The 22,426-nt window shown below is 69.4% G+C and carries 22 protein-coding genes, 1 tRNA gene and 1 pseudogene; 10 read left to right on the top strand and 14 right to left on the bottom strand.

Translation table 11 applies throughout. From position 1 onward, the window contains the following. A pseudogene (locus NS331_RS11600) lies at window positions 1–209 on the top strand (IS5/IS1182 family transposase); the annotation flags it as partial. A gap of 254 nt (window positions 210–463) precedes the next feature. Here the strand turns inward: NS331_RS11600 and NS331_RS26145 are convergent. The 9 genes from NS331_RS26145 to NS331_RS11640 form a co-directional block, all read right to left on the bottom strand. Continuing rightward, entirely contained in the window at window positions 464–1,183 is a 720-nt protein-coding gene (locus NS331_RS26145) for a hypothetical protein (protein ID WP_153012828.1), read from the bottom strand. Window positions 1,184–1,194: 11 nt separating this feature from the next. Next, window positions 1,195–2,367 (bottom strand): tyrosine-type recombinase/integrase, encoded by a 1,173-nt coding sequence (locus NS331_RS11605; RefSeq protein ID WP_058642152.1) that lies wholly within the window; start codon window positions 2,365–2,367, stop codon window positions 1,195–1,197. Window positions 2,368–2,529: 162 nt separating this feature from the next. Continuing rightward, window positions 2,530–2,604 (bottom strand) — tRNA-Arg (locus tag NS331_RS11610). A 50-nt stretch (window positions 2,605–2,654) separates the two neighbouring features. Continuing rightward, window positions 2,655–3,410 carry a lysophospholipid acyltransferase family protein gene (locus tag NS331_RS11615; RefSeq protein ID WP_058642153.1) on the bottom strand — a complete coding sequence of 252 codons (756 nt, stop codon included), beginning with the start codon at window positions 3,408–3,410 and terminating at the stop codon, window positions 2,655–2,657. Between the two features lie 44 nt (window positions 3,411–3,454). Next, window positions 3,455–4,738: a dihydroorotase gene (locus NS331_RS11620; protein ID WP_058642154.1), complete on the bottom strand. Its 1,284-nt coding sequence runs from the start codon at window positions 4,736–4,738 to the stop codon at window positions 3,455–3,457. Continuing rightward, window positions 4,735–5,697 (bottom strand): aspartate carbamoyltransferase catalytic subunit, encoded by a 963-nt coding sequence (locus NS331_RS11625; RefSeq protein ID WP_058642155.1) that lies wholly within the window; start codon window positions 5,695–5,697, stop codon window positions 4,735–4,737. The genes NS331_RS11620 and NS331_RS11625 overlap by 4 nt, the downstream gene beginning before the upstream one ends. Window positions 5,698–5,784: 87 nt before the next feature. Continuing rightward, a complete protein-coding gene (pyrR, locus tag NS331_RS11630; RefSeq protein WP_058642156.1) occupies window positions 5,785–6,282 on the bottom strand; it encodes a bifunctional pyr operon transcriptional regulator/uracil phosphoribosyltransferase PyrR in 498 nt (165 codons plus the stop codon). Beyond that, window positions 6,279–6,689, bottom strand: a complete 411-nt coding sequence (ruvX, locus tag NS331_RS11635) for a Holliday junction resolvase RuvX (protein WP_058642157.1) — start codon at window positions 6,687–6,689, stop codon at window positions 6,279–6,281. Before ruvX ends, pyrR begins: the two co-directional genes overlap by 4 nt. Next, complete coding sequence (locus NS331_RS11640; RefSeq protein ID WP_058642158.1) at window positions 6,682–7,314, bottom strand: YqgE/AlgH family protein; 633 nt, start codon at window positions 7,312–7,314, stop codon at window positions 6,682–6,684. The genes ruvX and NS331_RS11640 overlap by 8 nt, the downstream gene beginning before the upstream one ends. Between NS331_RS11640 and NS331_RS11645 the strand changes: the two genes are divergently transcribed. Next, a complete protein-coding gene (locus NS331_RS11645) occupies window positions 7,315–8,811 on the top strand; it encodes a cryptochrome/photolyase family protein (protein ID WP_058642159.1) in 1,497 nt (498 codons plus the stop codon). Window positions 8,812–8,872: 61 nt separating this feature from the next. Here the strand turns inward: NS331_RS11645 and xdhC are convergent, their stop codons facing one another. Beyond that, window positions 8,873–9,742 carry a xanthine dehydrogenase accessory protein XdhC gene (xdhC, locus tag NS331_RS11650; protein ID WP_058642160.1) on the bottom strand — a complete coding sequence of 290 codons (870 nt, stop codon included), beginning with the start codon at window positions 9,740–9,742 and terminating at the stop codon, window positions 8,873–8,875. A gap of 179 nt (window positions 9,743–9,921) precedes the next feature. Between xdhC and NS331_RS11655 the strand changes: the two genes are divergently transcribed. Further along, the gene (locus tag NS331_RS11655; RefSeq protein WP_058642161.1) at window positions 9,922–10,428 is read left to right on the top strand and encodes a hypothetical protein; all 507 of its coding nucleotides are present in this window, start codon (window positions 9,922–9,924) and stop codon (window positions 10,426–10,428) included. Window positions 10,429–10,593: 165 nt separating this feature from the next. Here the strand turns inward: NS331_RS11655 and uraH are convergent, their stop codons facing one another. Continuing rightward, a complete protein-coding gene (gene uraH, locus NS331_RS11660; RefSeq protein ID WP_058642162.1) occupies window positions 10,594–10,944 on the bottom strand; it encodes a hydroxyisourate hydrolase in 351 nt (116 codons plus the stop codon). 107 nt (window positions 10,945–11,051) lie between these two features. Between uraH and NS331_RS11665 the strand changes: the two genes are divergently transcribed. The 4 genes from NS331_RS11665 to NS331_RS11680 are packed head-to-tail and all read left to right on the top strand — an operon-like array spanning window position 11,052 to window position 15,732. After that, window positions 11,052–11,717 (top strand): GntR family transcriptional regulator, encoded by a 666-nt coding sequence (locus NS331_RS11665; protein WP_058642177.1) that lies wholly within the window; start codon window positions 11,052–11,054, stop codon window positions 11,715–11,717. Between the two features lie 8 nt (window positions 11,718–11,725). After that, window positions 11,726–12,685, top strand: coding sequence for an allantoinase PuuE (puuE, locus tag NS331_RS11670; protein WP_058642163.1), 960 nt, complete (start codon window positions 11,726–11,728; stop codon window positions 12,683–12,685). A gap of 12 nt (window positions 12,686–12,697) precedes the next feature. Continuing rightward, a complete protein-coding gene (uraD, locus tag NS331_RS11675; RefSeq protein ID WP_058642164.1) occupies window positions 12,698–14,497 on the top strand; it encodes a 2-oxo-4-hydroxy-4-carboxy-5-ureidoimidazoline decarboxylase in 1,800 nt (599 codons plus the stop codon). Beyond that, window positions 14,494–15,732 carry a M20 family metallopeptidase gene (locus NS331_RS11680; protein ID WP_058642165.1) on the top strand — a complete coding sequence of 413 codons (1,239 nt, stop codon included), beginning with the start codon at window positions 14,494–14,496 and terminating at the stop codon, window positions 15,730–15,732. Before uraD ends, NS331_RS11680 begins: the two co-directional genes overlap by 4 nt. 6 nt (window positions 15,733–15,738) lie before the next feature. Here the strand turns inward: NS331_RS11680 and NS331_RS11685 are convergent, their stop codons facing one another. Together NS331_RS11685 and NS331_RS11690 are read right to left on the bottom strand one after the other, a co-directional pair. After that, complete coding sequence (locus NS331_RS11685) at window positions 15,739–16,350, bottom strand: LysE family translocator (protein ID WP_058642166.1); 612 nt, start codon at window positions 16,348–16,350, stop codon at window positions 15,739–15,741. A gap of 149 nt (window positions 16,351–16,499) precedes the next feature. Next, window positions 16,500–17,480, bottom strand: coding sequence for a LysR family transcriptional regulator (locus NS331_RS11690; RefSeq protein WP_153012829.1), 981 nt, complete (start codon window positions 17,478–17,480; stop codon window positions 16,500–16,502). Between the two features lie 119 nt (window positions 17,481–17,599). On the opposite strand from NS331_RS11690, the gene NS331_RS11695 reads away from it, so the two are divergent. From NS331_RS11695 to NS331_RS11705, 3 genes are all read left to right on the top strand, one after another. After that, a complete protein-coding gene (locus NS331_RS11695; RefSeq protein WP_058642168.1) occupies window positions 17,600–19,009 on the top strand; it encodes a M20 family metallopeptidase in 1,410 nt (469 codons plus the stop codon). Between the two features lie 235 nt (window positions 19,010–19,244). After that, on the top strand, window positions 19,245–20,225 hold the full coding sequence (locus NS331_RS11700) for a tripartite tricarboxylate transporter substrate binding protein (protein ID WP_058642169.1): 981 nt from the start codon (window positions 19,245–19,247) through the stop codon (window positions 20,223–20,225). 126 nt (window positions 20,226–20,351) lie between these two features. Beyond that, the gene (locus NS331_RS11705; protein WP_058642170.1) at window positions 20,352–21,425 is read left to right on the top strand and encodes an AI-2E family transporter; all 1,074 of its coding nucleotides are present in this window, start codon (window positions 20,352–20,354) and stop codon (window positions 21,423–21,425) included. 18 nt (window positions 21,426–21,443) lie between these two features. On the opposite strand, the gene NS331_RS11710 is transcribed toward NS331_RS11705, so the two are convergent. Further along, window positions 21,444–22,349 (bottom strand): LysR family transcriptional regulator, encoded by a 906-nt coding sequence (locus NS331_RS11710; protein WP_058642171.1) that lies wholly within the window; start codon window positions 22,347–22,349, stop codon window positions 21,444–21,446. Window positions 22,350–22,426: the final 77 nt, after the last annotated feature.

Raw genomic sequence — 22,426 nt, forward strand, 5'->3', positions numbered from 1 at the left:
ACATGAAGATGGACGGTCGCCTCGCTCGCAACCCGCTCAAGGGTGCGCTGGGCGATGCGCTGCACGCGGTGATGTGCGGCGCCGGCCATAACCTGCGCCTGATCCTGGCCGCGCTGCGGCTTTATTGCGCCCGCATCGGGTTGTCCGTGCAGGCGGTTGTGGCCGCGCTGATTGCCCATTCGCTCAACAACCGCACTGCCTACGGCTGAGAACGGAATTGTTCAGGGTGGACTCGGTAGGGTTGCGAGCTGCTGGGCCGCCTTCTGCTGCATGAAACACCATTGTTCGCGGCGCCACAAATTCCAGCGCGAGGCTTCAGGCGGTAGGGCCGGGAACGACCCGGGGGAATAGTTCATTTTTGGACTCCGTTGGAAGTTTCGGAGCCCAGATGATGCACGCCACGCCTATCACGGATCCATCCGATCAAGGGCTTTAAACTAAGACAAAGTGCAATAATTTGAAACTATTTGTTTTTCTTCTCTGGCCATGGCTGACTTGGATCCCACCCGTCTTTGATCACATTGAACCAATAGTTAATGGTGTCTTTGCCAGGTCTATCGTTTTTACATAAGTTTCCGCTTTGTACTTCCCTAACTATGTCCGCCGCCGTTGCGGCCGGATGAGCCTGAATAAACTCGTACATTGCGGTTCTTCGAGGTAGATCGTGCTTAGCGGATGCCGCCGCGCGGCCCCGTTTGCCATATTCTCGTTGCTGTTCACGTATCGCATCGGCGAACGCTATTGGCGCAACATCTACCAGTTCTGCTGCACCGGCGTATTTGCTTGCCTCGAATGCTGCATTAAAGGCTTGAAAAAAATACCCTTTTTCGATGAATATGTGGGCCGCGGTCAGATGTATGGCGGCAATTAGCACGCCTCCGAATATGGGATCGCCACGCAACATCGGGGCTTCGGCCTCTAGCAAGTCATCGAGATAGCGAAGATGGTGGGTAATCATACCCATTCGATAACGCTGATAAATTTCCGGATCTCGATTGAGCCGCTCGTAAAGCTCGGGAAGAAGCTTACCTTCAAAGTAGCTCGCGCCGCGCGACTCCTCGAACTCAGAATACATTTTTGCGAGACGAGGCCAAAAAAGGCTCAGCCGCATATGTATAGCTGACGTGAGGGCGCGAATAGGGTGTCCGGGATCTAATTGTTCAAATCGAAGGGAATCAGTCAATTGACGCTTTCTCAAATTCTTCCAAGATGATCAGCCCACCACTGCATCATTTCAGCGCGTTGCTTCAGATAGCTTGAACGGTTATATGCCGCGCGAACCTGGTTCCTTTCGACGTGAGCAAGTTGACGCTCGATTACGTCTGGGGGCCAGTCATGCTCGTTGGCCATGGTTGAAAACAGCGCACGGAAGCCGTGGGCTGTGGCAGAGTTCTTGTAGCCCATCCGCGCCAAAGCACTGTTGAATGTGTTCTCGCTCAGCGGCTTGCTAGGGTAGAACGGACTGGGAAAGACCAGTTCTCGGTTCCCGCTCAGCGGCAACATTGCCTCGATCACCTCAACGGCCTGCGTGGACAAAGGCACCACGTGCTCGCTGCGCATCTTCATGCGCTCAGCAGGGATACGCCACTGGCGCACCTCCAGATCGAACTCGCTCCACCGCGCACCGCGGACTTCCCCCGGACGTGTCGCCGTCAGCAGCAGAAGCCGTAGCGCGTTGACCGTGTGGGTATCGCCCGAGTAGTCGTTCAGCTGGCGCACAAAGTTGGGGAGCTCCGCTGCCGAAAGGGCGGGCCGGTGCTGCACACGGCGCGGGCGCAGGATGTCTGACGGCACCAGGTCAACCATCGGATTGCTCTCCACCCGCATGTGAGTGACACCGTAGCGATAGACGGACTTGATGCGCTGTAGCACGCGCATGGCGACCTCCGAGGCACCACGCTTCTCGATGCCCTTGACCAAGTCCATGACCACGCGAGGCGTCACCGACGAGGCAGGAAGTGAGCCGATCACCGGGTAAACATCCGCTTCGAGAGATGCACGGGTGCGCTGAAGCGTTACTGCTTCCCAGCGCCCGGCTTGGTGAGCCAGCCACTCTTTGGCGAGCGCCTCAAACGTGTTGATGGCATCGCTGTCCACGGCGTGCTTGATCAGCTTCTTCTGGACCATCGGGTTGACACCCGACGCCAAGGTCGCACGCTCTCGCTGCAGGCGTTCACGCGCCTGCACAAGACTGACCTCCGGGTACACCCCGAAAGCCATGGTGAAGCGCTTGCCGGCGAAACGATAGTCCCAACGCCAGTACTTGCCGGTCTTGTTGACGAGAAGGTACATGCCACCCCCGTCAGCGACCTTGCGTGGCTTGTCAGAGGGCTTGGCGTTGCGGCAAGCAAGGTCCGTCAGTGGCATGACGGTATCTTCGCACACCTGCTATCAAGATACCGACAGAACTACCGTCTAAAGCGTTGGCTGGTGTGAGATACCGTTGTCGAGCTTTGCGCATCCAAAGAGCCACTCCCAGGGAGAACTGGGGGTTGCTTGGCAACCGTTGGGCTCCCTCAGATCCCGATTTGGTGCCCCCAGCAGGAATCGAACCTGCATCTGCCCCTTAGGAGGGGGCCGTTCTATCCATTGAACTATGGAGACCCGGGCACTGGCCGCGCGGGCCGGGACGGGCCGGCGGCAGGTCCGCGACTTTAACCCAAGCGGGAGGCCTCGCCGCGCAGCGCCAGCACGTCGGCATGCAGGCTCTGGGCCCAGCCGCGGCGGTCGCGGCCCTCCGCGCTCTGCGGCTCGCCGAACTGCACCACGGCCACCAGCGGCGGCGCACACAGGGTGCGCCACAGCGAACTGACCAGTGTGTCGTCATCGACGTAGATCGGCGCGAAGCTCACCTCGCCCGTGGCGGCATCGAGGAAGCGCAGCGCCACCGGCTGCACCGGCGCATCGGCCGAGATGGCCGACTGCAGCAGGTTGGCATGGAAGGGCAGCAGGCCGCGGCCGTCGCTGGTGGTGCCTTCGGGAAACACGGCGATGCGGTCGCCCGCGCGCAGCGCCTCGGCCATGTGGTGCGCCACGCGCAGCGCGTCGCGGCGCTTTTCGCGTTCGATGTAGAGCGTGCCGGCGCCGGTGGCCAGCGTGCCGATCAGTGGCCAGTGCCGCACGGCAGACTTGGAGACGAAGCGCACGTGGCGGGCCGCATGCAGCGTCATGATGTCCAGCCACGACACATGGTTGGCCACCACCAGCACCGGCCCCGCCTGCGGCACCGGCCCGCGCACCACCAGGCGGATGCCCAGCAGCTGCAGCGCGCGCTGGGCCCAGCGCTCGACCAGCAGCGCGCGCGTCGGCGCATCGAGCACGGCAAAGCGGCGGCGGATGGTCCACCAGCCGCGCGCGGCATGGCCCAGCAGGCGGATCAGCCGGAGCAGCGCGACGAGGAAGCGAGGCATGAAGGTCAGCGCAGGCGAAGCGGAAGGCGGGGCGCAGGCATGGCTCAGCCGGCCTCGTGCACCAGCTGCCCGCCGACGAAGGTGGCGCGCACCGCGCCCACCACCGCATGGCCGGCGAAGGGCGTGTGCTTGCCCTGGCTGCGCAGGGCCTCGGGCAGCACCTGCCATTCGCGGCGCGGGTCGGCCACCACCACGTCGGCGGGGCCGCCCACAGCCAGGCGGCCGAGCTGCGCGCCCGTCTCGCCCAGCAGGCGCGCGGGCGCCTGGGTGATGGCCTGCACGGCCCGCGACAGGCCGGCGCCGCTGCGCTCGGCCCAGCGCAGGGCCAGGGGCAACAGCAGCTCCAGGCCGGTGGCACCGGGCTCGCTCTCGGCGAAGGGCAGGGTCTTGGCGTCGGCCTCGACCGGCGTGTGGTCGGAGACCAGCGCGTCGATGGTGCCGTCGGCCAGCGCGGCCGACAGCGCATCGCGGTCGCGCTGCTGGCGCAGCGGCGGCGTGAGGCGCGCACGGCTGTCGAAGAAGCCGATGTCGGTGTCGGCCAGGTGCAGGGAGTTGATGCTGACGTCGCAGCTCACCGGCAGGCCCGCGGCCTTGGCCTCGCGCACCAGCTGCACGCCGGCCGCGCTCGACAGGCGGCACAGGTGCACGCGGGCGCCGGTGGTCTTCATCATCTCGAAGATGGTGAACAGGGCGATGGTCTCGGCGGCCACGGGCACGCCCGACAGGCCCATGCGCGTGGCCAGCGCGCCGCTGGCGGCCACGCCCTTGCCCAGGTCGCGGTCCTGCGGGCGAAGCCACACGGTGTAGCCGAAGGTGCTGGCGTACTGCAGCGCGCGCTGCAGCACCACGTTGCCCGACAGCGGCACCTCGGCCTGGCCGAAGCCGATGCAGCCGGCCTCGGTCAGCTCGGCCATCTCGGTCAGCACCTCGCTCTTGAGGCCGCGCGTGAGCGCACCCTGCGGAAAGAGGCGGGCCTTCTGCAGCTTCTCGGCGCGGAACTTGAGCATCTCCACCAGACCGGGCTCGTCGAGCACCGGGTCGGTGTCCGGCGGGCAGACCAGGCTGGTCACGCCACCGGCGACGGCCGCGGCCATTTCGCTTTCGAGCATGCCCTCGTGCTCGTAGCCGGGCTCGCGCAGCCGCGCGGCCAGGTCGACCAGGCCGGGCAGCACCAGGCAGCCGCTCGCATCGATGGTGCGCTCCGCCTTGAAGCCAGCGGGCACCTCGCCGATGCCGGCGATGCGGCCGTCGGCGATGGCCACCGCGGCCACGCCATCGAAGCCCGAGGCCGGATCGATCACCCGGCCGTGTTGAATCAACGTATTCATGCCTCATTCCCCGCGACGATGCTCATGACGGCCATGCGGACCGCGATGCCGAAGGTCACCTGCGGCAGGATCACGCTCTGCTTGCCGTCCACCACCTCCGAGGCGATCTCCACGCCGCGGTTGATGGGGCCGGGGTGCATCACGATGGCGTCGGGCTTGGCCAGCTGCAGCTTCTCGGGCGTGAGGCCGTAGGTCTTGAAGTACTCCTGGCTGGACGGCAGCAGCGCGCCGCTCATGCGCTCGTTCTGCAGGCGCAGCATGATGACCACGTCGCAGTCCTTGATGCCTTCCTCCAGCTTGTGGAAGACCTTCACGCCCATGGGCGCCAGGTCGCTCGGCACCAGGGTGCGGGGGCCCACCACGCGCACTTCGGCGGCGCCCAGCGTGGTGAGCGCATGGATGTCGGAGCGGGCCACGCGCGAATGCAGCACGTCGCCCACGATGGCCACCGTCAGGTTGGAGAAGTCCTTCTTGTAGTGGCGGATGGTGTACATGTCGAGCAGCCCCTGCGTGGGGTGCGCATGCCGGCCGTCGCCGGCATTGATGACGTGCACGTGCGGCGCCACGTGCTGGGCGATCAGGTAGGGCGCGCCAGATTCGCTGTGCCGCACCACGAACAGGTCGGCCGCCATCGCGCTCAGGTTGGCGATGGTGTCCAGCAGCGTCTCGCCCTTGCTGGCCGACGAGCGCGCGATGTCCAGGTTGATGACGTCGGCCGACAGCCGCTTGGCCGCGATCTCGAAGGTGGTGCGGGTGCGCGTGCTGTTCTCGAAGAACAGGTTGAACACGCTCTTGCCGCGCAGGAGCGGCACCTTCTTGACCTCGCGGTCGCTGACGCTGACGAAGTTGGCGGCCGTGTCCAGGATCTGCGTGACGATGGCCTTGGGCAGGCCCTCGATGGACAGCAGGTGGATCAGCTCGCCGTTCTTGTTGAGCTGGGGGTTGCGTTTGTAGAGCATCCGATCAGGCCTCCCGCCGGGCCGCCCCAAGGGAGGCCTGCGCCCCCTCGCGGGGCAGCGAATACACGAAGTGATGAGCGTGGGGGTTCAACGCACTTCCTCGACATGAAAGCGGAGGCTGCCGTCGTCGCCGCGTGCCAGCGCCAGAAGCTGCGTATCGGGCAGCGTCAGGTGCGCCGCCGCGAAGTCCGCCGCCACCGGCAGCTGGCGACCCCCCCGGTCCACCATCACTGCCAGCCGCACGCAGGCCGGGCGGCCGAAGTCGAACAACTCGTTGAGCACGGCGCGGATGGTGCGGCCGGTGTAGAGCACGTCGTCCAGCAGCAGCACGTCGCTGCCGTCGACGTCGAAGGGCAGCTGGGTCTGCGCGCTGGCGGCCATGCCGCGGCGGGCGAAGTCATCGCGGTGCATGGCGGAGGAGATGACGCCGGGCGCGGCGGGCCGGCCCAGGTCTTTCTGCAGGCGCTCGACCAGCCAGGCGCCGCCGGAGGTCACGCCCACCAGGCGGGTGTGGTCGCGCATCAGCGGCTTCACGCCGGCCAGCAGCGTCTGGTAGAGCCCCTCGGCATCGGGCAATGCGTTCACGGAAGGTTCCTCAGGAATTGTTCAAGGATGATGCAGGCGCTCGCCGCATCGGCATCGCGCGCGCCGGAGGCGATGGCCTCGGTGGTGCTGTAGCGCTCGTCCACCTGGTAGACCGTCAGGCCGAAGCGGCCGTGCAGCTGGCGGGCGAAGCGCTGGGCGGCCCGGGTGTTGTCGTGGGCGGCGCCGTCGGGGTGGTAGGGCACGCCCACCACCAGCGCGTCGGGTTGCCATTCGCGGATGCGGGCCTGGATCTGCGCGAAGCGGGCATCGCCCTCGGCCTTGATCGTCGCCTGCGGCGTGGCGCTGCGCAGCAGGCGGTTGCCGCTGGCCACGCCGGTGCGCTTGAGGCCGAAGTCGAAGGCGAGGAAGCTCTGGAAGTGCGCGGGGACGTCGGCGTTCTCAGGCATGGCCGGCTTCCGGCGACAGGGTCCAGGCGGCCAGGCCGAGCAGCGCCAGCGCCTTGTCGTAGCGCTGGTCCACGGGCGTGTCGAAGATGACGGCCGGGTCGGCGCCCACGGTGAGCCAGGCGTTCTCGGCAATCTCCGATTCGAGCTGGCCCTGCTCCCAGGCCGAGTAGCCCAACGTGACCAGCACCTTGCGCGGGCCGGCACCGGTGGCCATGGCCTCGAGCACGTCCTTGGAGGTGGTCATTTCCAGGCCGCCCGGGATGGTCATGGTGGAAGCGTAGACCGAAGGGGCGGGCTTGCCGTCGTCCTCGGCGGCGGCGGGCGTGCCGGTGGTGTCCTCGCCGACCACCGGCTCGTGCAGCACGAAGCCGCGCTCGGTCTGCACCGGGCCGCCCTGGAAGACGGGGGCGCCGTCGAGGTCGGGGCGCTCGAGCCGCAGCTCGATCTTCTGGAACAGGCCCTTGAGGTCGATGTCGCTCGGCTTGTTGATGATCAGCCCCAGGGCGCCGCGCTCGCCGTGTTCGCACAGGTAGACGACGCTGCGGCTGAAGGCCTGGTCCTGCATGCCCGGCATCGCGATGAGGAAGTGATGCGTGAGATTGGTCAGGGCAGAATCGACGGACATATGCCTCCAATTTTAGTGGCCGTCGACAAGCCCTTCGCCCGGGGCCTGGTGTGGTTCCGGCGGGACCTGCGGGTGCAGGACAACGCGGCGCTCTACCACGCGCTGCGCAGTTGCCGCGAAGTGGTCTGCGCCTTCGTGTTCGACCGCGCCATCCTCGACGCCCTGCCCCGGCGCGACCGGCGGGTCGAGTTCATCCACGAGTCGGTACTGCAGCTGCAGGCGGCCCTGCGCAGCATGGGCGGCGACCTGGTGGTGCGCCATGCCGTGGCCGAGCAGGAGATCGCCCCGCTCGCCCGCCAGCTGGAGGTGCAGGCCGTCTTCGCCAACCGCGACGACGAGCCCGCCGCCCTGGACCGCGATGCCCAGGTGCTCGGCGCGCTGGCCAATGCCGGCGTGAGCTTCCAGACCTTCAAGGACCACCTCGTCTTCGAGCGCGACGAGGTGCTGACCCAGGCCGGCGGCGTGTACTCGGTGTTCACACCGTACAAGCGGGCCTGGATGGCGAAGGCGGAAGACGCCTTCTACCTGAGCCCCTACCCGGTGGAGCGCCATGCCGACGCGCTGATGCCCACGCCCGCCGCGCACCGCACCGAGGTGCCGGCGCTGGCCGACCTGGGCTTCGAGCCCACCAACCTGCACGAACTCGGCCTGGGCGCCGGCATGGCGGGCGCGCGGCAGCTCTTCGACGAATTCGTGGGCCGCATCGACCGCTACGGCGACACGCGCGACTTTCCCGCCGTGCGCGGCCCTAGCTACCTGGGCGTGCACCTGCGCTTCGGCACGCTCTCCATCCGCGAGGCGGCGGCCACGGCCCATGCCCTGGCCGGCAACGGCAGCCGTGGTGCCGCCACCTGGCTGGGCGAGCTGATCTGGCGCGACTTCTACGCCCAGGTGCTGGCCCACCGGCCCGACCTGGCCGAGGGCAAGAGCTACAAGCACGAATACGACCGCATCCGCTGGCATCACGGCAAGCATGCCGACCAGCTCTTTGCGGCCTGGTGCGAGGGCCGCACCGGCTATCCCCTGGTCGACGCCGGCATGCGCCAGCTGGTGCAGTCGGGCTACATGCACAACCGGCTGCGCATGGTCACGGCCAGCTTCCTGTGCAAGGACCTGGGGCTGGACTGGCGCCGCGGCGAGGCCTTCTTCGCCGAGCACCTCAACGACTTCGAGTTCGCGTCCAACAACGGCGGCTGGCAGTGGGCGAGTTCGAGCGGCTGCGACGCGCAGCCCTACTTCCGCATCTTCAATCCGGTGACGCAGAGCGAGCGCTTCGACCCCGAGGGCAAGTTCATCCGCCGCTACGTGCCGGAGCTGGCCAAACTGTCCAACAAGATGATCCATGCGCCGTGGCTGGCCAAGCCGGTGGAGCTGGAGGCGGCGGGGCTGCGCATCGGCCACGACTATCCGGCGCCGGTGGTGGACCATGGCGAGGCGCGCCAGCAGACCCTGGAGCGCTATTCGGTGGCGCGGGAGAGCGCGGAGCGGGCTGCCTGAAAGGTCGGGCCGCGGGGCCGATGGCCTTGGCGCTCGGGACCGCGCCCGGTGCCGGCGGCGTTCAACGCGCTGCCTCGCGCCGCCGCAGCAGCTGCGCCGCCACCGCCACGGCGATCACCTCCGGCTCCTTGCCGGTCACGCCCGGCACACCGATCGGACAGGTGATGCGCGCCATCTCGGCCTCGGTGAAACCGCGCGCTTCCAGCCGGTGCCGGAACGTGGCCCACTTGGTCTTGCTGCCGATCAGGCCGATGTAGGGCAGATCGCCCCGCTCGCGCAGGCGCCTGAGGCAGGCGATGACGATGTCCAGGTCTTCCGCATGGCTGAAGCTCATGATGAGCACGTGCGTGCCGGGCGGCAGCGTGGCCACGGCGTCCTGCACCGGCTCGCTGTGCTCGGTCTGCACCTGGGCGGGCAGGGCATCGGGAAAGACGCCGTCCCTGCTGTCGATCCAGCGCACCGCGTAAGGCAGCGTGGCCAGCAGCCGCGCCAGTGCCAGGCCCACGTGGCCGCCGCCGAAGATCGCCACAGGGGCAAGGTGTTCCGTCAGTTGCCGGCGCAGGTCGACGGCATCGGCCACGCCCACGCGGCGCATCGACAGGTGCACCACGCCGCCGCAGCACTGGCCCAGGCTGGGGCCGAGCGGGTAGCGCTTGCGCAGCGGCTCGGTGCCGCTGCCGCTGTCGCTGTCGCTGTTGATGTTGTGGTTGGCGTCCACGCCGGTGTCCAAGCGCAGCAGCGCGCGCGCCTCGTCGATGGCCTGGAACTCCAGCTGGCCGCCGCCGATGGTCGCCGTCAGGCCCTGGGCCCATACAAGCATCCAGGTGCCGGCCTCGCGCGGCGCCGAGCCTTCGGTGGCCTCGACGCGCACCAGCACGCCGTCTTCGCGCGCCAGGCGGGTCAGGGCTTCGTCGAGGGCGCCGGTGCTCATCGAGATCCTTTCGCAGCAGGCCATGCCCGCGCACCCGCGGAACCGGCTTTGGCCTGTCCTGGGCCTGCCGAAGGGCCGGGCCGGGCGGTGCGCCCCTTGAGGGGCATCGGACTTTTACACGCAGTGAGGAAGTCCAACCGGGGCGGTGTCATTTCACCGCGCAGGTATAAAGCCGCGCCATGACCAAGAACACCCTCTCGCGCCTGGGCCTGCTGGCCGCCTGCACCGCTGCCGCCGTATGGCTGGCCGGCTGCGGCAGCACCGGCTCCACGGTGCCGGGCCAGATCTCCGACGCCACCGCCCCGCGCGAAGCGGTGGCCGCTGCCGAGCCTGCGGGCAGCTCCCGCGCCCGCACGCCCCGCGAATACCGGCAGGACGCCGCCCGCCATGTCTACGCCCGCAACGCGGACCGCATCTATGCGGGCAAGCTGCCGCCCATGCTCTACGCCGTCGGCGTGCTGGAGGTGAAGCTCGACGCGCGCGGCCAGGTCACCGGCATGCACTGGCTGCGGGCGCCCAAGCATGCGCCGGACGCCATCGCCGGCATCGAGCGCACCGTGCTGGCCGCAGCGCCCTATCCCGTCGCCACGCGGCTGGGATCCGTCGTCTGGACCGACACCTGGCTGTGGGACAAGAGCGGGCGCTTCCAGCTGGACACGCTCAGCGAAGGCCAGCTGCAGCAGTAAGCCCGGTCGTCCTCCCTCTCCCCTCGCGGGAGAGGGCCGGGGAGAGGGGGCGGCAGCGTCGGCTTCGTCGATGCGCCCCGTGCCGGCACACCCCTCTCCCCAACCCCTCTCCCGCAAGGGGAGAGGGGCTTTCGCCCCCCCATCACGCAGGGGCGTCACAGGCATTCAGGACCCCCGGTAGGTCGAATAGCTCCAGGGGCTCACCAGCAGCGGCACGTGGTAGTGCTGGTCGGTGTGGGCCACGCCGAAGTCCAGCGCCACGCGGTTCAGGAAGTTGGGCTCGGGCAGCGCGACGCCGCGCGTATTGAAATAGCCGGCCACGTCGAACACCAGCCGGTAGGTGCCCGCCTTGAGGCTCTGGTTGTCGTAGAGCGGCCCGTCGCTGCGGCCGTCGTGGTTGAGCGTGAAGCGCCGCACCAGCGTGGCCGCGTCGCCGTCCGTCGTGTAGAGCGCCACTTCCATGCCGGCGGCGGGGCAGCCGTGCATCGTGTCCAGTACGTGGGTGCTCAGGCCCATGGGGCTTCTCCTTGCGAGTCGTTGAAGTGGACGGCGAAACGGACCCCCAGGATCCGTCCACAAAAGTGTATACACATTTCCGTCGTGACGCTATCATGCCCGCCACCATGGAGCCGACCACGACACGCGCGATCGTCGATGCCCTGACCCGGGCCATCGTCGAGCACCGGCTGCAGCCCGGCAGCAAGCTGGCCGAGCAGAAGCTGGCCGACCATTTCGGCGTCTCGCGCACGCTGGTGAGGCAAGCTCTGTTCCAGCTGTCGCAGAACCGGCTGATCCGGCTGGAGCCCGCGCGCGGCGCCTTCGTGGCCGCGCCCTCGGCCGACGAGGCCCGCCAGGTGTTCGGCGTGCGCCGCATGCTGGAGGCCGAGATGGCGCGCGAATTCGCCCGCCAGGCCACCACCGCGCAAATCAAGGCCCTGAAGGAACACGTCGCGCAGGAAAAGGCCGCCGTCGCCGGCGAGGACGTCGAGGGCCGCACCGAGCTGCTCGGCGACTTCCACGTGCGCATGGCCGAGCTCATGGGCAACCAGGTGCTGGCACAGATCCTGAGTGAGCTCATTTCCCGCTGCGCCCTCATCACCCTCATGTACCAGAGCGCCGCCGAGGCCGCGCATTCCAACGACGAGCATGCCGACATCGTCCGCGCCCTGGCCGCACGCGACGGCGACAAGGCCGCGCGGCTGATGACCGAGCACCTGCAGCACGTCGAGGACAACCTCACCCTGGACCGCAAGGTTCCCACCAGCGACATCACGCTGGCGCTTTCCTGAGACCCACCATGCCCACCGTCTACGACGCCACCCTTCCCTACCCGCGCGACCTGGCCGGCTACGGCCGCGACGTGCCGCATGCCCGCTGGCCGGGCGGTGCCCGCATCGCGGTGCAGTTCGTCCTCAACTACGAGGAGGGCGGCGAGAACCACGTGCTGCACGGCGACCCGGGCTCGGAGCAGTTCCTGTCCGAGATGTTCAACCCGGCCAGCTACCCGGACCGGCACATGAGCATGGACGGCATCTACGAGTACGGCTCGCGCGCCGGCGTGTGGCGCATCCTGCGCGAGTTCGAGCAGCGCGGCCTGCCGCTCACGGTCTTCGGCGTGGGCATGGCGCTGCAGCGCTATCCCGAGCTGGCCGTGGCCTTCAAGGAGCTGGGCCACGAGATCGCCTGCCACGGCTGGCGCTGGATCCACTACCAGAGCGCCGACGAGTCGCTGGAGCGCGAGCACATGCGCCTCGGCATGGAAGCCATCGAGAAGCTCACCGGCGAGCGCCCGGTCGGCTGGTACACCGGCCGCGACAGCCCGCGCACCCACCGCCTGGTGGCCGACCACGGCGGCTTCGAATACGACAGCGACTACTACGGCGACGACCTGCCCTTCTGGATGAAGGTGCAGAAGACCGACGGCAGCATCGCGCCGCAACTGATCGTGCCCTACACGCTGGACTGCAACGACATGCGCTTCGCCCTGCCCCAGGGCTATTCGCATGCCGACCCCTTCTTCCAGTACATGAAGGACAGCTTCGACGCGCTCTATGCCGAGGGCGACCCGGCCGGGCTGGACCGGCCCAAGATGATGAGCATCGGCATGCACTGCCGCCTGCTGGGCCGCCCGGGGCGCATCACGGCGCTGCAGCGCTTCCTGGACCACATCGCCCGCCACGACAAGGTGTGGGTGTGCCGCCGCGTGGACATCGCGCGCCACTGGCGCCAGACATACCCCTTCACCGACGCGGCCTGAGGAGACACGACCATGGCCCTGACCATCGACCAACTCAACGCCGCCTCCCCCGCCGACGCCGTCGCGCTGCTGGACGGCACTTACGAGCATTCGCCCTGGGTGGCCGAAGGCGCGCTGGCCGAGCGGCCCTTCCGCTCGCTGCAGCACCTCAAGGCCGCGCTGGCCCAGGCCGTGACGCACGCACCGGCCGAGCAGCAGCTCTCGCTCATCCGCATGCACCCGGAGCTGGCCGGCAAGGCGATGGAGAGCAACGCGCTCACGGCCGAGTCGACCAACGAGCAGAGCAAGGCCGGCCTGACGGCTTGCACGCCGGAAGAGCTGGCGCGCATCCGCGAACTCAACGCGGCCTACGGCCAGAAGTTCGGCTTTCCCTTCATCCTGGCCGTGCGCGGCCCGCGCGGCACCGGCCTGGCCAAGGCCGAGATCCTGGCCACCTTCGCGCGGCGCCTCAACAACCATCCGGACTACGAACGGGCGGAGGCGCTGCGCAACATCCACCGCATCGCCGAGATCCGCCTGAACGACAAGTTCGGCGTTTCGCCCGAACTGGGCAACCAGGTGTGGGACTGGCAGGAACAGCTGGCCGTGCACAGCGACCCGGGCTTCGCCGAGCAGGGGCAACTGACCGTCACCTACCTTACCCAGGCGCACCGCGCCTGCGCGCTGCAGATCAGCACCTGGATGCACGAGGTGGGCTTCGACTCGGTGGAGATCGACGCCGTGGGCAACGTCATCGGCCGCTACGAGGCCGAGGGCTTCGTCACCAGCGGCGGCGCGGTGCCCGGTGCGCCCACGCTGCTGACCGGCTCGCACTACGACACGGTGCGCAACGGCGGCAAGTACGACGGCCGGCTGGGCATCTTCGTGCCCATGGCCTGCGTCAAGGAACTCGCCCGCCAGGGCCGCCGCCTGCCCTTCGCCTTCGAGGTGGTGGGTTTCGCCGAAGAGGAAGGCCAGCGCTACAAGGCCACCTTCATCGGCTCGGGCGCGCTCACCGGTCACTTCGATCCCGCCTGGCTGGACCAGGCCGATGCCGACGGCATCACCATGCGCGAGGCCATGCAGCAGGCCGGCCTCAAGATCGAGGACATCCCGAAGATCCAGCGCGACCCGGCCCGGTACCTGGGCTTCATCGAGGTGCACATCGAGCAGGGCCCGGTGCTGAACGAGCTGAACCTGCCGCTGGGCATCGTCACCTCCATCAACGGCAGCGTGCGCTACATCGGCGAGATCCACGGCATGGCCAGCCATGCCGGCACCACGCCCATGGACCGCCGGCGCGATGCGGCCTGCGCCGTGGCCGAGCTGATCCTCGCGGCCGAGCAGCGCGCCCGCCGGGACGCCGATTCGGTCGCCACCGTCGGCATGCTGCAAGTGCCCGGCGGCTCGATCAACGTGGTGCCGGGCCTGGCCAAGTTCAGCCTGGACATCCGCGCGCCGCGCGACGACCAGCGCGACGCCGTCATCGCCGACGTGCTGGCCGCGCTGGAAGAGATCTGCACCCGCCGCGGCCTGCGCTACACGCTCGAGGAAGCCATGCGCGCCTCGGCCGCGCCCAGCCATCCGGACTGGCAGGCGCGCTGGGAAGCCGCCGTCGAAGCGCTGGGCGTGCCGCTCTTCCGCATGCCCAGCGGCGCCGGCCACGACGCCATGAAGCTGCACGAGGTCATGCCGCAGGCCATGCTCTTCGTGCGCGGCCTCAACGGCGGCATCAGCCACAACCCGCTCGAATCCACCACCAGCGACGACATGCAACTGGCCGTGCTCGCCATGCAGAAGCTGCTGGACAACCTCGCGAAAGAACAACGATGACCGACTACGCCCAGCTCGACGCCTGGATCGACGCCCATTTCGACGAGGAGGTGAAGTTCCTCCAGGAGATGGTGCGCGTGCCCACCGACACGCCGCCGGGCAACAACGCGCCGCATGCCGAGCGCACCGCCGAGCTGATCGCCGGCTTCGGCTTCGAGGCCGAGAAGCACGCCGTGCCCGCGCAGGAAGTGAAGGACTACGGGCTCGAGTCGATCACCAACCTGATCGTGCGCCGCCGCTACGGCGACGGCGGCCGCACCGTGGCGCTCAATGCCCACGGCGACGTGGTGCCCCCGGGCGAAGGCTGGACGCACGACCCCTACGCCGGCGAGATCGTGGACGGCAAGCTCTACGCCCGCGCCGCGGCCGTGAGCAAGAGCGACTTCGCCAGCTTCACCTTCGCCGTGCGCGCGCTGGAGGCGGTCGCGAAGCCGGCCAAAGGCGGCGTCGAGCTGCACTTCACCTACGACGAGGAATTCGGCGGCATCCTGGGCCCCGGCTGGCTGCTCAAGAACGGCCTGACCAAGCCCGACCTGATGATCGCCGCCGGCTTCAGCTACGAGGTGGTCACGGCCCACAACGGCTGCCTGCAGATGGAAGTGACGGTGCACGGCAAGATGGCGCACGCCGCCATTCCCACCACCGGCGTCGATGCGCTGCAGGGCGCGGTGCACATCCTCAACGCGCTGTATGCGCAGAACACCCTCTACCAGCAGGTCACGTCGAAGGTGGAGGGCATCAGCCATCCCTACCTCAACGTGGGCCGCATCGAGGGTGGCACCAACACCAACGTGGTGCCCGGCAAGGTCGTGTTCAAGCTGGACCGCCGGATGATTCCGGAGGAGAACCCGGCCGAGGTCGAGGCGTCGATCCGCGAGGTCATCGCCAAGGCCGCGGCCGAGTTCAAGACCGTGGCCGGCGGCATCGAGGTGGACGTCAAGCGTCTGCTGCTGGCCAATTCGATGAAGCCGCTGCCGGGCAACAAGCCCCTGGTCGACGCCATCCAGAAGCATGGCGAGCAGCTCTTCGGCCAGCCGATCCCGGCCATGGGCACGCCGCTGTACACCGACGTGCGGCTGTACGGCGAGGCGGGCATTCCCGGCGTGATCTACGGCGCCGGGCCGCGCACGGTGCTGGAGTCCCACGCCAAGCGCGCCGACGAGCGCCTGGAGCTGGAAGACCTGCGCCGCGCCACCAAGGTGATCGCGCGCACGCTGGCGGATCTGCTGGCCTGAACCCGCTCAGCCGCGCAGCGGCAGCAGGATGCCGATGGCCGCGAACAGCGCGCCGCAGGCGCGGTTGAAGCTGCGGCCCACCCGCGCCAGCCAGCCGGTGATGCGCTGGGCCAGGCTGGCCAGCACCAGCTCGGTCAGGAACTCGATCAGCAGGAAGGTGCCTGCCATTACCGCGAACTGCACGGCCACGTTGCGGGCCGGGTCCACGAACTGCGGCAGGAAGGCGGCGAAAAACAGGATGCCCTTGGGATTGGTCGCCGCCGCCAGGAAGCCCTGGCGGAAGAGCAGCGCGCCCCGCGCCTGCGCCGCGCCGGCCGGCCGCGCCAGCTGGATGGGCGGCGCGCGCCACACCTGCACGCCCAGCCACACCAGGTAGGCGCCGCCCAGCCACTTGAGCACCGTGAGCCACACCAGCGAGGCCTTCAGCAGCGCGCCGATGCCGAACATCGACAGCGCGATGACCAGCAGAAAGCCGGCGCTGCCGCCGAAGAGGGTGTAGAGCGTGCGCCGCCGGCCGTGCAGCGCGCCGTGGGTCAGCGCCAGCAGGCTGTTGGGACCGGGCGAGAGCGACAGGCCGAGGGCCGCGAGGGTGTAGACGAGCCAGACGTGCAGGGCCATGGGCAGGAGGGCGAGACGAGAAGCGGCGAGCATAGCCTTGCAGATTGACGGCGGTGAGCCCGATGCCAGAGCGGTCCGCGCGGGCCTGATGCCCTCACAACCGTTCGCGCTGAGCCTGTCGACGCGCCGGCCCCAGGCCTTCCACGCGCTCAGCCCGAACGGCTGGGTGACGTCGAGACCCGCGCCGACGCCACCCGCCGCGCCCGCCCCAGCTTGCGCCGCCCGACCGCCTGGATGGCCTGTACCAGGTGCGTGGCGAAGGCCCGCACCGGCTCCGTCGGCGTGCGGCCGGGCAGGGAGAGCAGCCGCAGCCGCCGCTGCTGCAGGGGCGCTTCGGCAAAGGGCCGCGCCACCACCGTGCCTTCGGCGATCAGGTGCGCGACCGTGAGATGGCCCGACAGCACGATCCCCGGCGCGCGCAGCAGGGGCAGCAGCACCGACGAGAAGTTGCTTTCGAAGGCCGCCGCATAGCGCAACCCCTGCAGGCTGCAGGCCTGGTCGAAGAGCTGGCGTGTGGTCATGCCGCGGCCGCCCATGTAGAGCGGAAAGGCCACCACCTGCGCCACCTCCACCGCGGTGTGGCGGGCCAGCGGATGCTCGGGCGCCATCACGGCATAGACCGGTGCGGGCGCCTCGTATTCCACATGCAGCTCCGATTCCGGCGCGACGCTGTACTTGAGGCCCAGGTCCGCCTCGCCGCGCAGCAGCCAGCGCGTGACCTCGTCGGGCGAGCCGACGCGCAGCTCCAGGCGCGCATCCCCGTATGCATCGCGAAACGACTGCATCACGCCCGGCATGAACTGCGGCGCGAAGCCCTCGGTGCAGGCCACGCAGACACGCTGCGCCTGCACGCGGCCCAGCGCACTGGCCTGCTCCAGCGCCTGCAGGCCGTCGGCCACTGCATGGCGCAGGTAGGCGGCCAGGCGCTCGCCGGCGGCGGTCGGCGCCATGCCGCGGGTGCGGCGCTCGAAGAGCGGCGTGCCCATCTCGTCCTCCAGCCTGGCGATCTGCCGGCTCACGGCCGAGGGCGCCACGTGAAGCCGCGCGGCGGCCTGGTTGACCGAGCCGGTCTGCGCCACCTCCAGGAAGTGGCGCATCGGGATGCTGAGCAGTTGGGGAGCGCGGGCCATGCGGTCCATTCTGCCGCCGACAGCATTGCCTCCAGGGCAATACCCCGTCGACAAAACGATAGGTCAGGCAACGGGTTTCCGGCCTTCCCCTTGCATGCATCGCCGGCACAGGATCACCCATGCACCGAATCGATGCCCTCACACTGGCCCAGTCGGCCCTCGACAGCGGCCGCCTCTTCGCCGACCTGCGCCGCCGGGTCGCCCTGCGCACCGAAAGCGATGGCGGCAGCGTAACGCCGGCACTCGCCGCCTACCTCACGGACGAATTGCGCCCCAGCCTCGAAGCCCTGGGTTTCGACTGCCGCCTCTGCCCCAACCCCGACCCGAAGGGCGGCCCGTTCCTCATCGCCCGCCGTGTCGAGGACCCGGCCCTGCCCACGCTGCTGAGCTATGGCCACGGCGACGTGGTGAGCGGCCAGGACGCGCAGTGGCGCGAGGGCCTGTCGCCCTGGACGCTGGTGGCCGAAGGCGAGCGCTGGTACGGCCGCGGCACCGCCGACAACAAGGGCCAGCACAGCATCGCCCTCGCGGCACTGGAGGCCGTGCTGCAGGCGCGCGGCGGCCGGCTCGGCTTCAACATGACCTGGCTGTTCGAGACCGGCGAGGAAGCCGCCTCGCCCGGCCTGGCCGCCGTGTGCGAGGCCGAGCGCGCCGCGCTGGCCGCCGACCTGTTCATCGCCAGCGACGGACCGCGCGTCGGCACGCGGCAGCCCACGCTCTTCCTGGGCTCGCGCGGCGCGGTCAACTTCACGCTGCGCATCCGCAGTGGGCGCACCCGCGGCTACCACTCGGGCAACTGGGGCGGCGTGCTGGCCAATCCGGCCACGCGCCTGATGCATGCGGTCGGCACGCTGGCCGATGCGCGCGGCCGCCTGCTGATCGAGGCCTTGCGCCCGCCGCCGGTGGGCGATGCCGTGCGCCGCGCCCTGGCCGACATTCCCATCGGCGCCGAGCCGGACGATCCGGCGCTGGACGCCGGCTGGGGCGAGCCCGGCCTCACGCCGGCCGAACGGCTGGTGGCCTGGAACACTTTCGAGGTGCTGGCCCTGGAAGCCGGCAACCCGCAGCGGCCGATCAATGCCATTCCGCACCAGGCGGCGGCGCACTGCCAGCTGCGCTTCGTGGTCGGCACCGACTGGGCGCGCACCGCCCAGCATGTGGAGGCCCACCTGGCCGCCCATGGTTTCGAGGACGTGGAAGTGCAGGTCACGCTGGCCGGCGCGGCGACGCGGCTCGACCTGCGCAATCCCTGGGTGGGCTGGGCGGTCGGGTCCATCACCCGCAGCGCCGGCCACGCGCCGCACCTGCTGCCCAACCTGGCGGGCTCGCTGCCCAACGACATCTTCGCCACCCAGCTCGGCCTGCCGACGCTGTGGGTGCCGCATGGCCATGCGGGCTGCGCCCAGCATGCGCCGAACGAACACCTGCTGGTGCCGCTGGTGCGAGAAGGCCTGGCCGTGATGGCCGGCCTGTACTGGGACCTGGGCGAGCCGGGCGCGGCGCCCTGGCCGCAGCGGCCCGTGGCCTGACCCGGCACGCCCCACCGGTTTCCACCCTGGCGGGCGATCCGCGCTGCATGCGCGGGCGCTGCGCCCCCTCGGTGCCCATGCTCGTCGGTCATCCGTTCGCCCTGAGCCTGTCGAAGGGCTTGCGCCAGGCTTCGACAAGCTCAGCCCGAACGGCTTCGGCTGGCTGACGGGCATCGGGCGCCGGCTCTCGCCTTTCTTCATCTTCGCTTTTCCGACTTGCTCCAAGGACCTCCCCATGAACAAACGTCATTTCCTCGCCACCGGCGGCGCCCTGGCACTCGCCGCCGCCCTGCCTTCGCTCGCGTTCGCACAGGAACCGTGGCCCACGCGCAGCGTGCGCCTGGTGGTGCCCTTCCCGCCCGGTGGCGGCACCGACATCGTGGCCCGCGCCCTGGGCCAGAAACTCGCCGAGCGGCTGGGCCAGCCGGTGGTGATCGACAACAAGCCCGGCGCCTCCACCATCATCGGCACCGATGCCGTGGCCAAGGCGGCACCGGACGGCTACACGCTGCTGCTCTCCGGCTCCACCAGCTACAGCGTCAATGCCGCGCTGCGTGCCAGGCTGCCCTACGACCCGGTGCGCGACCTGGCGCCCATCGGCATCGTGGCGCGCACGCCGCTGGTGCTGGTGGTGGCGGCCAGCGCGCCGTGGCGCACCGTCGACGAGCTGGTGCGCGCCGCCAGGGCCAAGCCGCAGGCCATCCGCTATGCCACCTTCGGCAGCGGCTCCGGTCCGCACCTGGCGGGCGAGCTGTTCGCGCTGGCCTGCGGCGCCAAGCTGCAGGACGTGCCGTACAAGGGCAGCGCCCAGGCCACCATCGCCGTGATGGGCGGCGAGATCGAGATGGGCATCGACACCGTCGCCGCCGTGGCGCCGCACGTGCGCGCCGGCAAGCTGCGTGCGCTGGGCATCGTGGGTGCCACCCGCGCCAGCCTGCTGCCCGACGTCAAGACGCTGGCAGAGCTCGGCCTGCCCGACGCCACCTTCGACGCCTGGTACGGCCTGGCTGCGCCCGCCCGCAGCCCCGCCGCTGCGCTCGACCGGCTGGCCAGGGAGACCCGCGCCCTGCTGGCCGATCCTGCGCTGCAGACGACGCTCAAGGCCCAGGGCATGGAGCCGGCGTGGATCGACGCCGCCACCTTCCGCACCCAGATGGAAGGCGAGATCTCGCGCTACCGGGCGCTGGCGCACCGCGCCAACATCCCGATGGAGTGAGCACGGCGGCCCAGGCGGCTGAATGACGGCTGACGGGCACCGCAGCGAAGCGCCGGCCGACGAAGCCGCGGCGGCATGCCCTCCGACACCCTCGCGTCATGGCGGGCGGCTACAGTCGCTGCCACCATGAATTCCCCTCAGCTGCAGCGCGGCTTCTTTCTGTTCCTGCTGGCGGCCGTCACGGTCGCCTTCGTGTGGATCCTGATGCCCTTCTTCGGGGCCGTGCTGTGGGGCGTGGCGCTGGCCATCCTGTTCACGCCGCTCTACAAGCGGCTGCTGACCAAGTTCGGCAACCGGCGGCGCACGCCGGCGGCGCTGGCCACCCTGGCCATCGTGCTGGTGATCGTGATCATTCCGCTGTCGATGATCGCGGTGACGCTGGTGCAGGACGTGGTGCTGGTCACCCAGCGCATCCGCTCGGGCGAGCTCAATTTCGTCAACTACTTCCAGCAGATCGTCGGTGCGTTGCCCGGCTGGGCCACCAACCTGCTGGACCGCTTCGGCCTGGGCAACTTCGAGGCCATCCTGGAAAAGCTGAGCGCCGGCGCCGCCCAGGGCAGCCAGATGCTGGCCTCGCAGGCGGTGAGCATCGGCCAGAACACCTTCGACTTCCTGGTGAGCTTCTTCGTGATGCTCTACCTGCTGTTCTTCCTGCTGCGCGACGGCGCGGACCTGTCGAAGACAATTCGCGAGGCCGTGCCGCTGGCCCGCCCGCACACGCACTACCTGCTCAACAAGTTCACCACCGTCATCCGCGCCACCGTGAAGGGCAACGTGGTGGTGGCGGCGGTGCAGGGCACCATCGGCGGCCTGGCCTTCGCCCTGCTGGGCGTGCAGGGCGCGCTGCTGTGGGGCGTGGTGATGGCCTTCCTGTCGCTGCTGCCGGCCGTGGGCGCAGCGCTGATCTGGGCGCCGGTGGCCATCTACTTCCTGGCCAGCGGCGCCATCGTCAAGGGCCTGGTGCTGATCTTCGTGGGCGTGTTCGTGATCGGCCTGGTCGACAACCTGCTGCGCCCCATCCTGGTGGGCAAGGACACCCAGATGCCCGACTACATCGTGCTGATCTCGACCATCGGCGGCATGGCGCTGTTCGGTATCAGTGGCTTCGTGATCGGGCCGGTGGTGGCGGCGCTGTTCATGGCGGCGTGGGGGCTGTTCATGGCCTCGAACGAAGAGGACGGCAACGCACCGCGCGCCTGAGCGTTCCCGGCACCGCCGTCAGCCGGCGCGCCACCATCCCTCGCCGAAGCGGCCCTGCAGGAAGGCGGTGAAGGCCGCCACCTTGGCCGGCACCAGCCGCGGCGAGGGAAAGACGGCATGGATCTCCTGCTCCTGCAGCCGGTGGTCGGCCAGCACCGGCACGAGCCGCCCCTGCGCCAGTGACTCTTCCGCCACGTAGCGCGGCATGAGGGCGATGCCCAGCCCCTCCCGCGCCGCCGCCAGCACCGCCGACAGGTTGTTGGAGCGCAGCCGCCCGGCCACCGGCACGGTCAGCGCCTCGCCGCCCGGCCCGTGCAGGCGCCACACGTCGTCGCCCACCACACTGCTGTAAATCAGCGCCTGGTGCGCCGGCAGGTCGGCCGCGGCGGCCGGCGCGCCGTGGGCCTGCAGGTAGTCCGGCGATGCCGCCATCACCCACGGATTGCTGCCCAGGTAGCGGGCGCCCAGCGTCGAATCAGCCAGCTTGCCCATGCGGATGGCCACGTCGATGCCCTGGGCGACCAGGTCCACGTAGCGGTCGTCGAAGCTCAGGTCCACCTGCACCTGCGGATGGGCCCGCATGAAGGCCAGCGCCAGCGGCACCACCACGCGCCGGCCGAAGGCCACCGAGGTGCCGATGCGCAGCAGGCCCTGCGCCTCGCTGCGTGCCTGCCGCGCGATGTCGTCGGCGGCCTGCACCTCGCGCACGATGGCCTTGCACTTCTCGTAATAGCGCGCGCCCGCCTCGGTCAGGCTCACGCCGCGGGTGTTGCGGTTGAGCAGGCGCACGCCCAGGCGCCGCTCGGTGGCCGCGACCTGCTTGGTCACCGTGGGCTGCGTGGTGCGGAACTCGCGCGCGGCCTGCGAGAAGCTGCCGCTCTCGGCCACGCGCACGAACATTTCCATGGCCTGCAGTCGGTCCATCGGGGTTGTCTCCTTCTTCGGCAACACGGTGCCGCGCGTGCCCACGGTCCTGCGTCGCAGCCCGGCACGCACCCGGG

This window comes from Pseudacidovorax intermedius (assembly GCF_001476815.1).
Taxonomy (GTDB): domain Bacteria; phylum Pseudomonadota; class Gammaproteobacteria; order Burkholderiales; family Burkholderiaceae_C; genus Xenophilus; species Xenophilus intermedius_A.

What these genes read in the sequence shown, in the direction of transcription:
- NS331_RS11605 (WP_058642152.1), bottom strand. Translation starts at nt 2,367, where the DNA reads ATGCCACTGACGGACCTTGCTTGCCGCAACGCCAAGCCCTCTGACAAG.
- NS331_RS11615 (WP_058642153.1), bottom strand. Translation starts at nt 3,410, where the DNA reads ATGCCTCGCTTCCTCGTCGCGCTGCTCCGGCTGATCCGCCTGCTGGGC.
- NS331_RS11620 (WP_058642154.1), bottom strand. Translation starts at nt 4,738, where the DNA reads ATGAATACGTTGATTCAACACGGCCGGGTGATCGATCCGGCCTCGGGC.
- NS331_RS11625 (WP_058642155.1), bottom strand. Translation starts at nt 5,697, where the DNA reads ATGCTCTACAAACGCAACCCCCAGCTCAACAAGAACGGCGAGCTGATC.
- ruvX (WP_058642157.1), bottom strand. Translation starts at nt 6,689, where the DNA reads ATGCCTGAGAACGCCGACGTCCCCGCGCACTTCCAGAGCTTCCTCGCC.
- NS331_RS11640 (WP_058642158.1), bottom strand. Translation starts at nt 7,314, where the DNA reads ATGTCCGTCGATTCTGCCCTGACCAATCTCACGCATCACTTCCTCATC.
- NS331_RS11645 (WP_058642159.1), top strand. Translation starts at nt 7,315, where the DNA reads ATGCCTCCAATTTTAGTGGCCGTCGACAAGCCCTTCGCCCGGGGCCTG.
- xdhC (WP_058642160.1), bottom strand. Translation starts at nt 9,742, where the DNA reads ATGAGCACCGGCGCCCTCGACGAAGCCCTGACCCGCCTGGCGCGCGAA.
- NS331_RS11655 (WP_058642161.1), top strand. Translation starts at nt 9,922, where the DNA reads ATGACCAAGAACACCCTCTCGCGCCTGGGCCTGCTGGCCGCCTGCACC.
- uraH (WP_058642162.1), bottom strand. Translation starts at nt 10,944, where the DNA reads ATGGGCCTGAGCACCCACGTACTGGACACGATGCACGGCTGCCCCGCC.
- NS331_RS11665 (WP_058642177.1), top strand. Translation starts at nt 11,052, where the DNA reads ATGGAGCCGACCACGACACGCGCGATCGTCGATGCCCTGACCCGGGCC.
- puuE (WP_058642163.1), top strand. Translation starts at nt 11,726, where the DNA reads ATGCCCACCGTCTACGACGCCACCCTTCCCTACCCGCGCGACCTGGCC.
- uraD (WP_058642164.1), top strand. Translation starts at nt 12,698, where the DNA reads ATGGCCCTGACCATCGACCAACTCAACGCCGCCTCCCCCGCCGACGCC.
- NS331_RS11680 (WP_058642165.1), top strand. Translation starts at nt 14,494, where the DNA reads ATGACCGACTACGCCCAGCTCGACGCCTGGATCGACGCCCATTTCGAC.
- NS331_RS11685 (WP_058642166.1), bottom strand. Translation starts at nt 16,350, where the DNA reads ATGGCCCTGCACGTCTGGCTCGTCTACACCCTCGCGGCCCTCGGCCTG.
- NS331_RS11690 (WP_153012829.1), bottom strand. Translation starts at nt 17,480, where the DNA reads ATGGCCCGCGCTCCCCAACTGCTCAGCATCCCGATGCGCCACTTCCTG.
- NS331_RS11695 (WP_058642168.1), top strand. Translation starts at nt 17,600, where the DNA reads ATGCACCGAATCGATGCCCTCACACTGGCCCAGTCGGCCCTCGACAGC.
- NS331_RS11700 (WP_058642169.1), top strand. Translation starts at nt 19,245, where the DNA reads ATGAACAAACGTCATTTCCTCGCCACCGGCGGCGCCCTGGCACTCGCC.
- NS331_RS11705 (WP_058642170.1), top strand. Translation starts at nt 20,352, where the DNA reads ATGAATTCCCCTCAGCTGCAGCGCGGCTTCTTTCTGTTCCTGCTGGCG.
- NS331_RS11710 (WP_058642171.1), bottom strand. Translation starts at nt 22,349, where the DNA reads ATGGACCGACTGCAGGCCATGGAAATGTTCGTGCGCGTGGCCGAGAGC.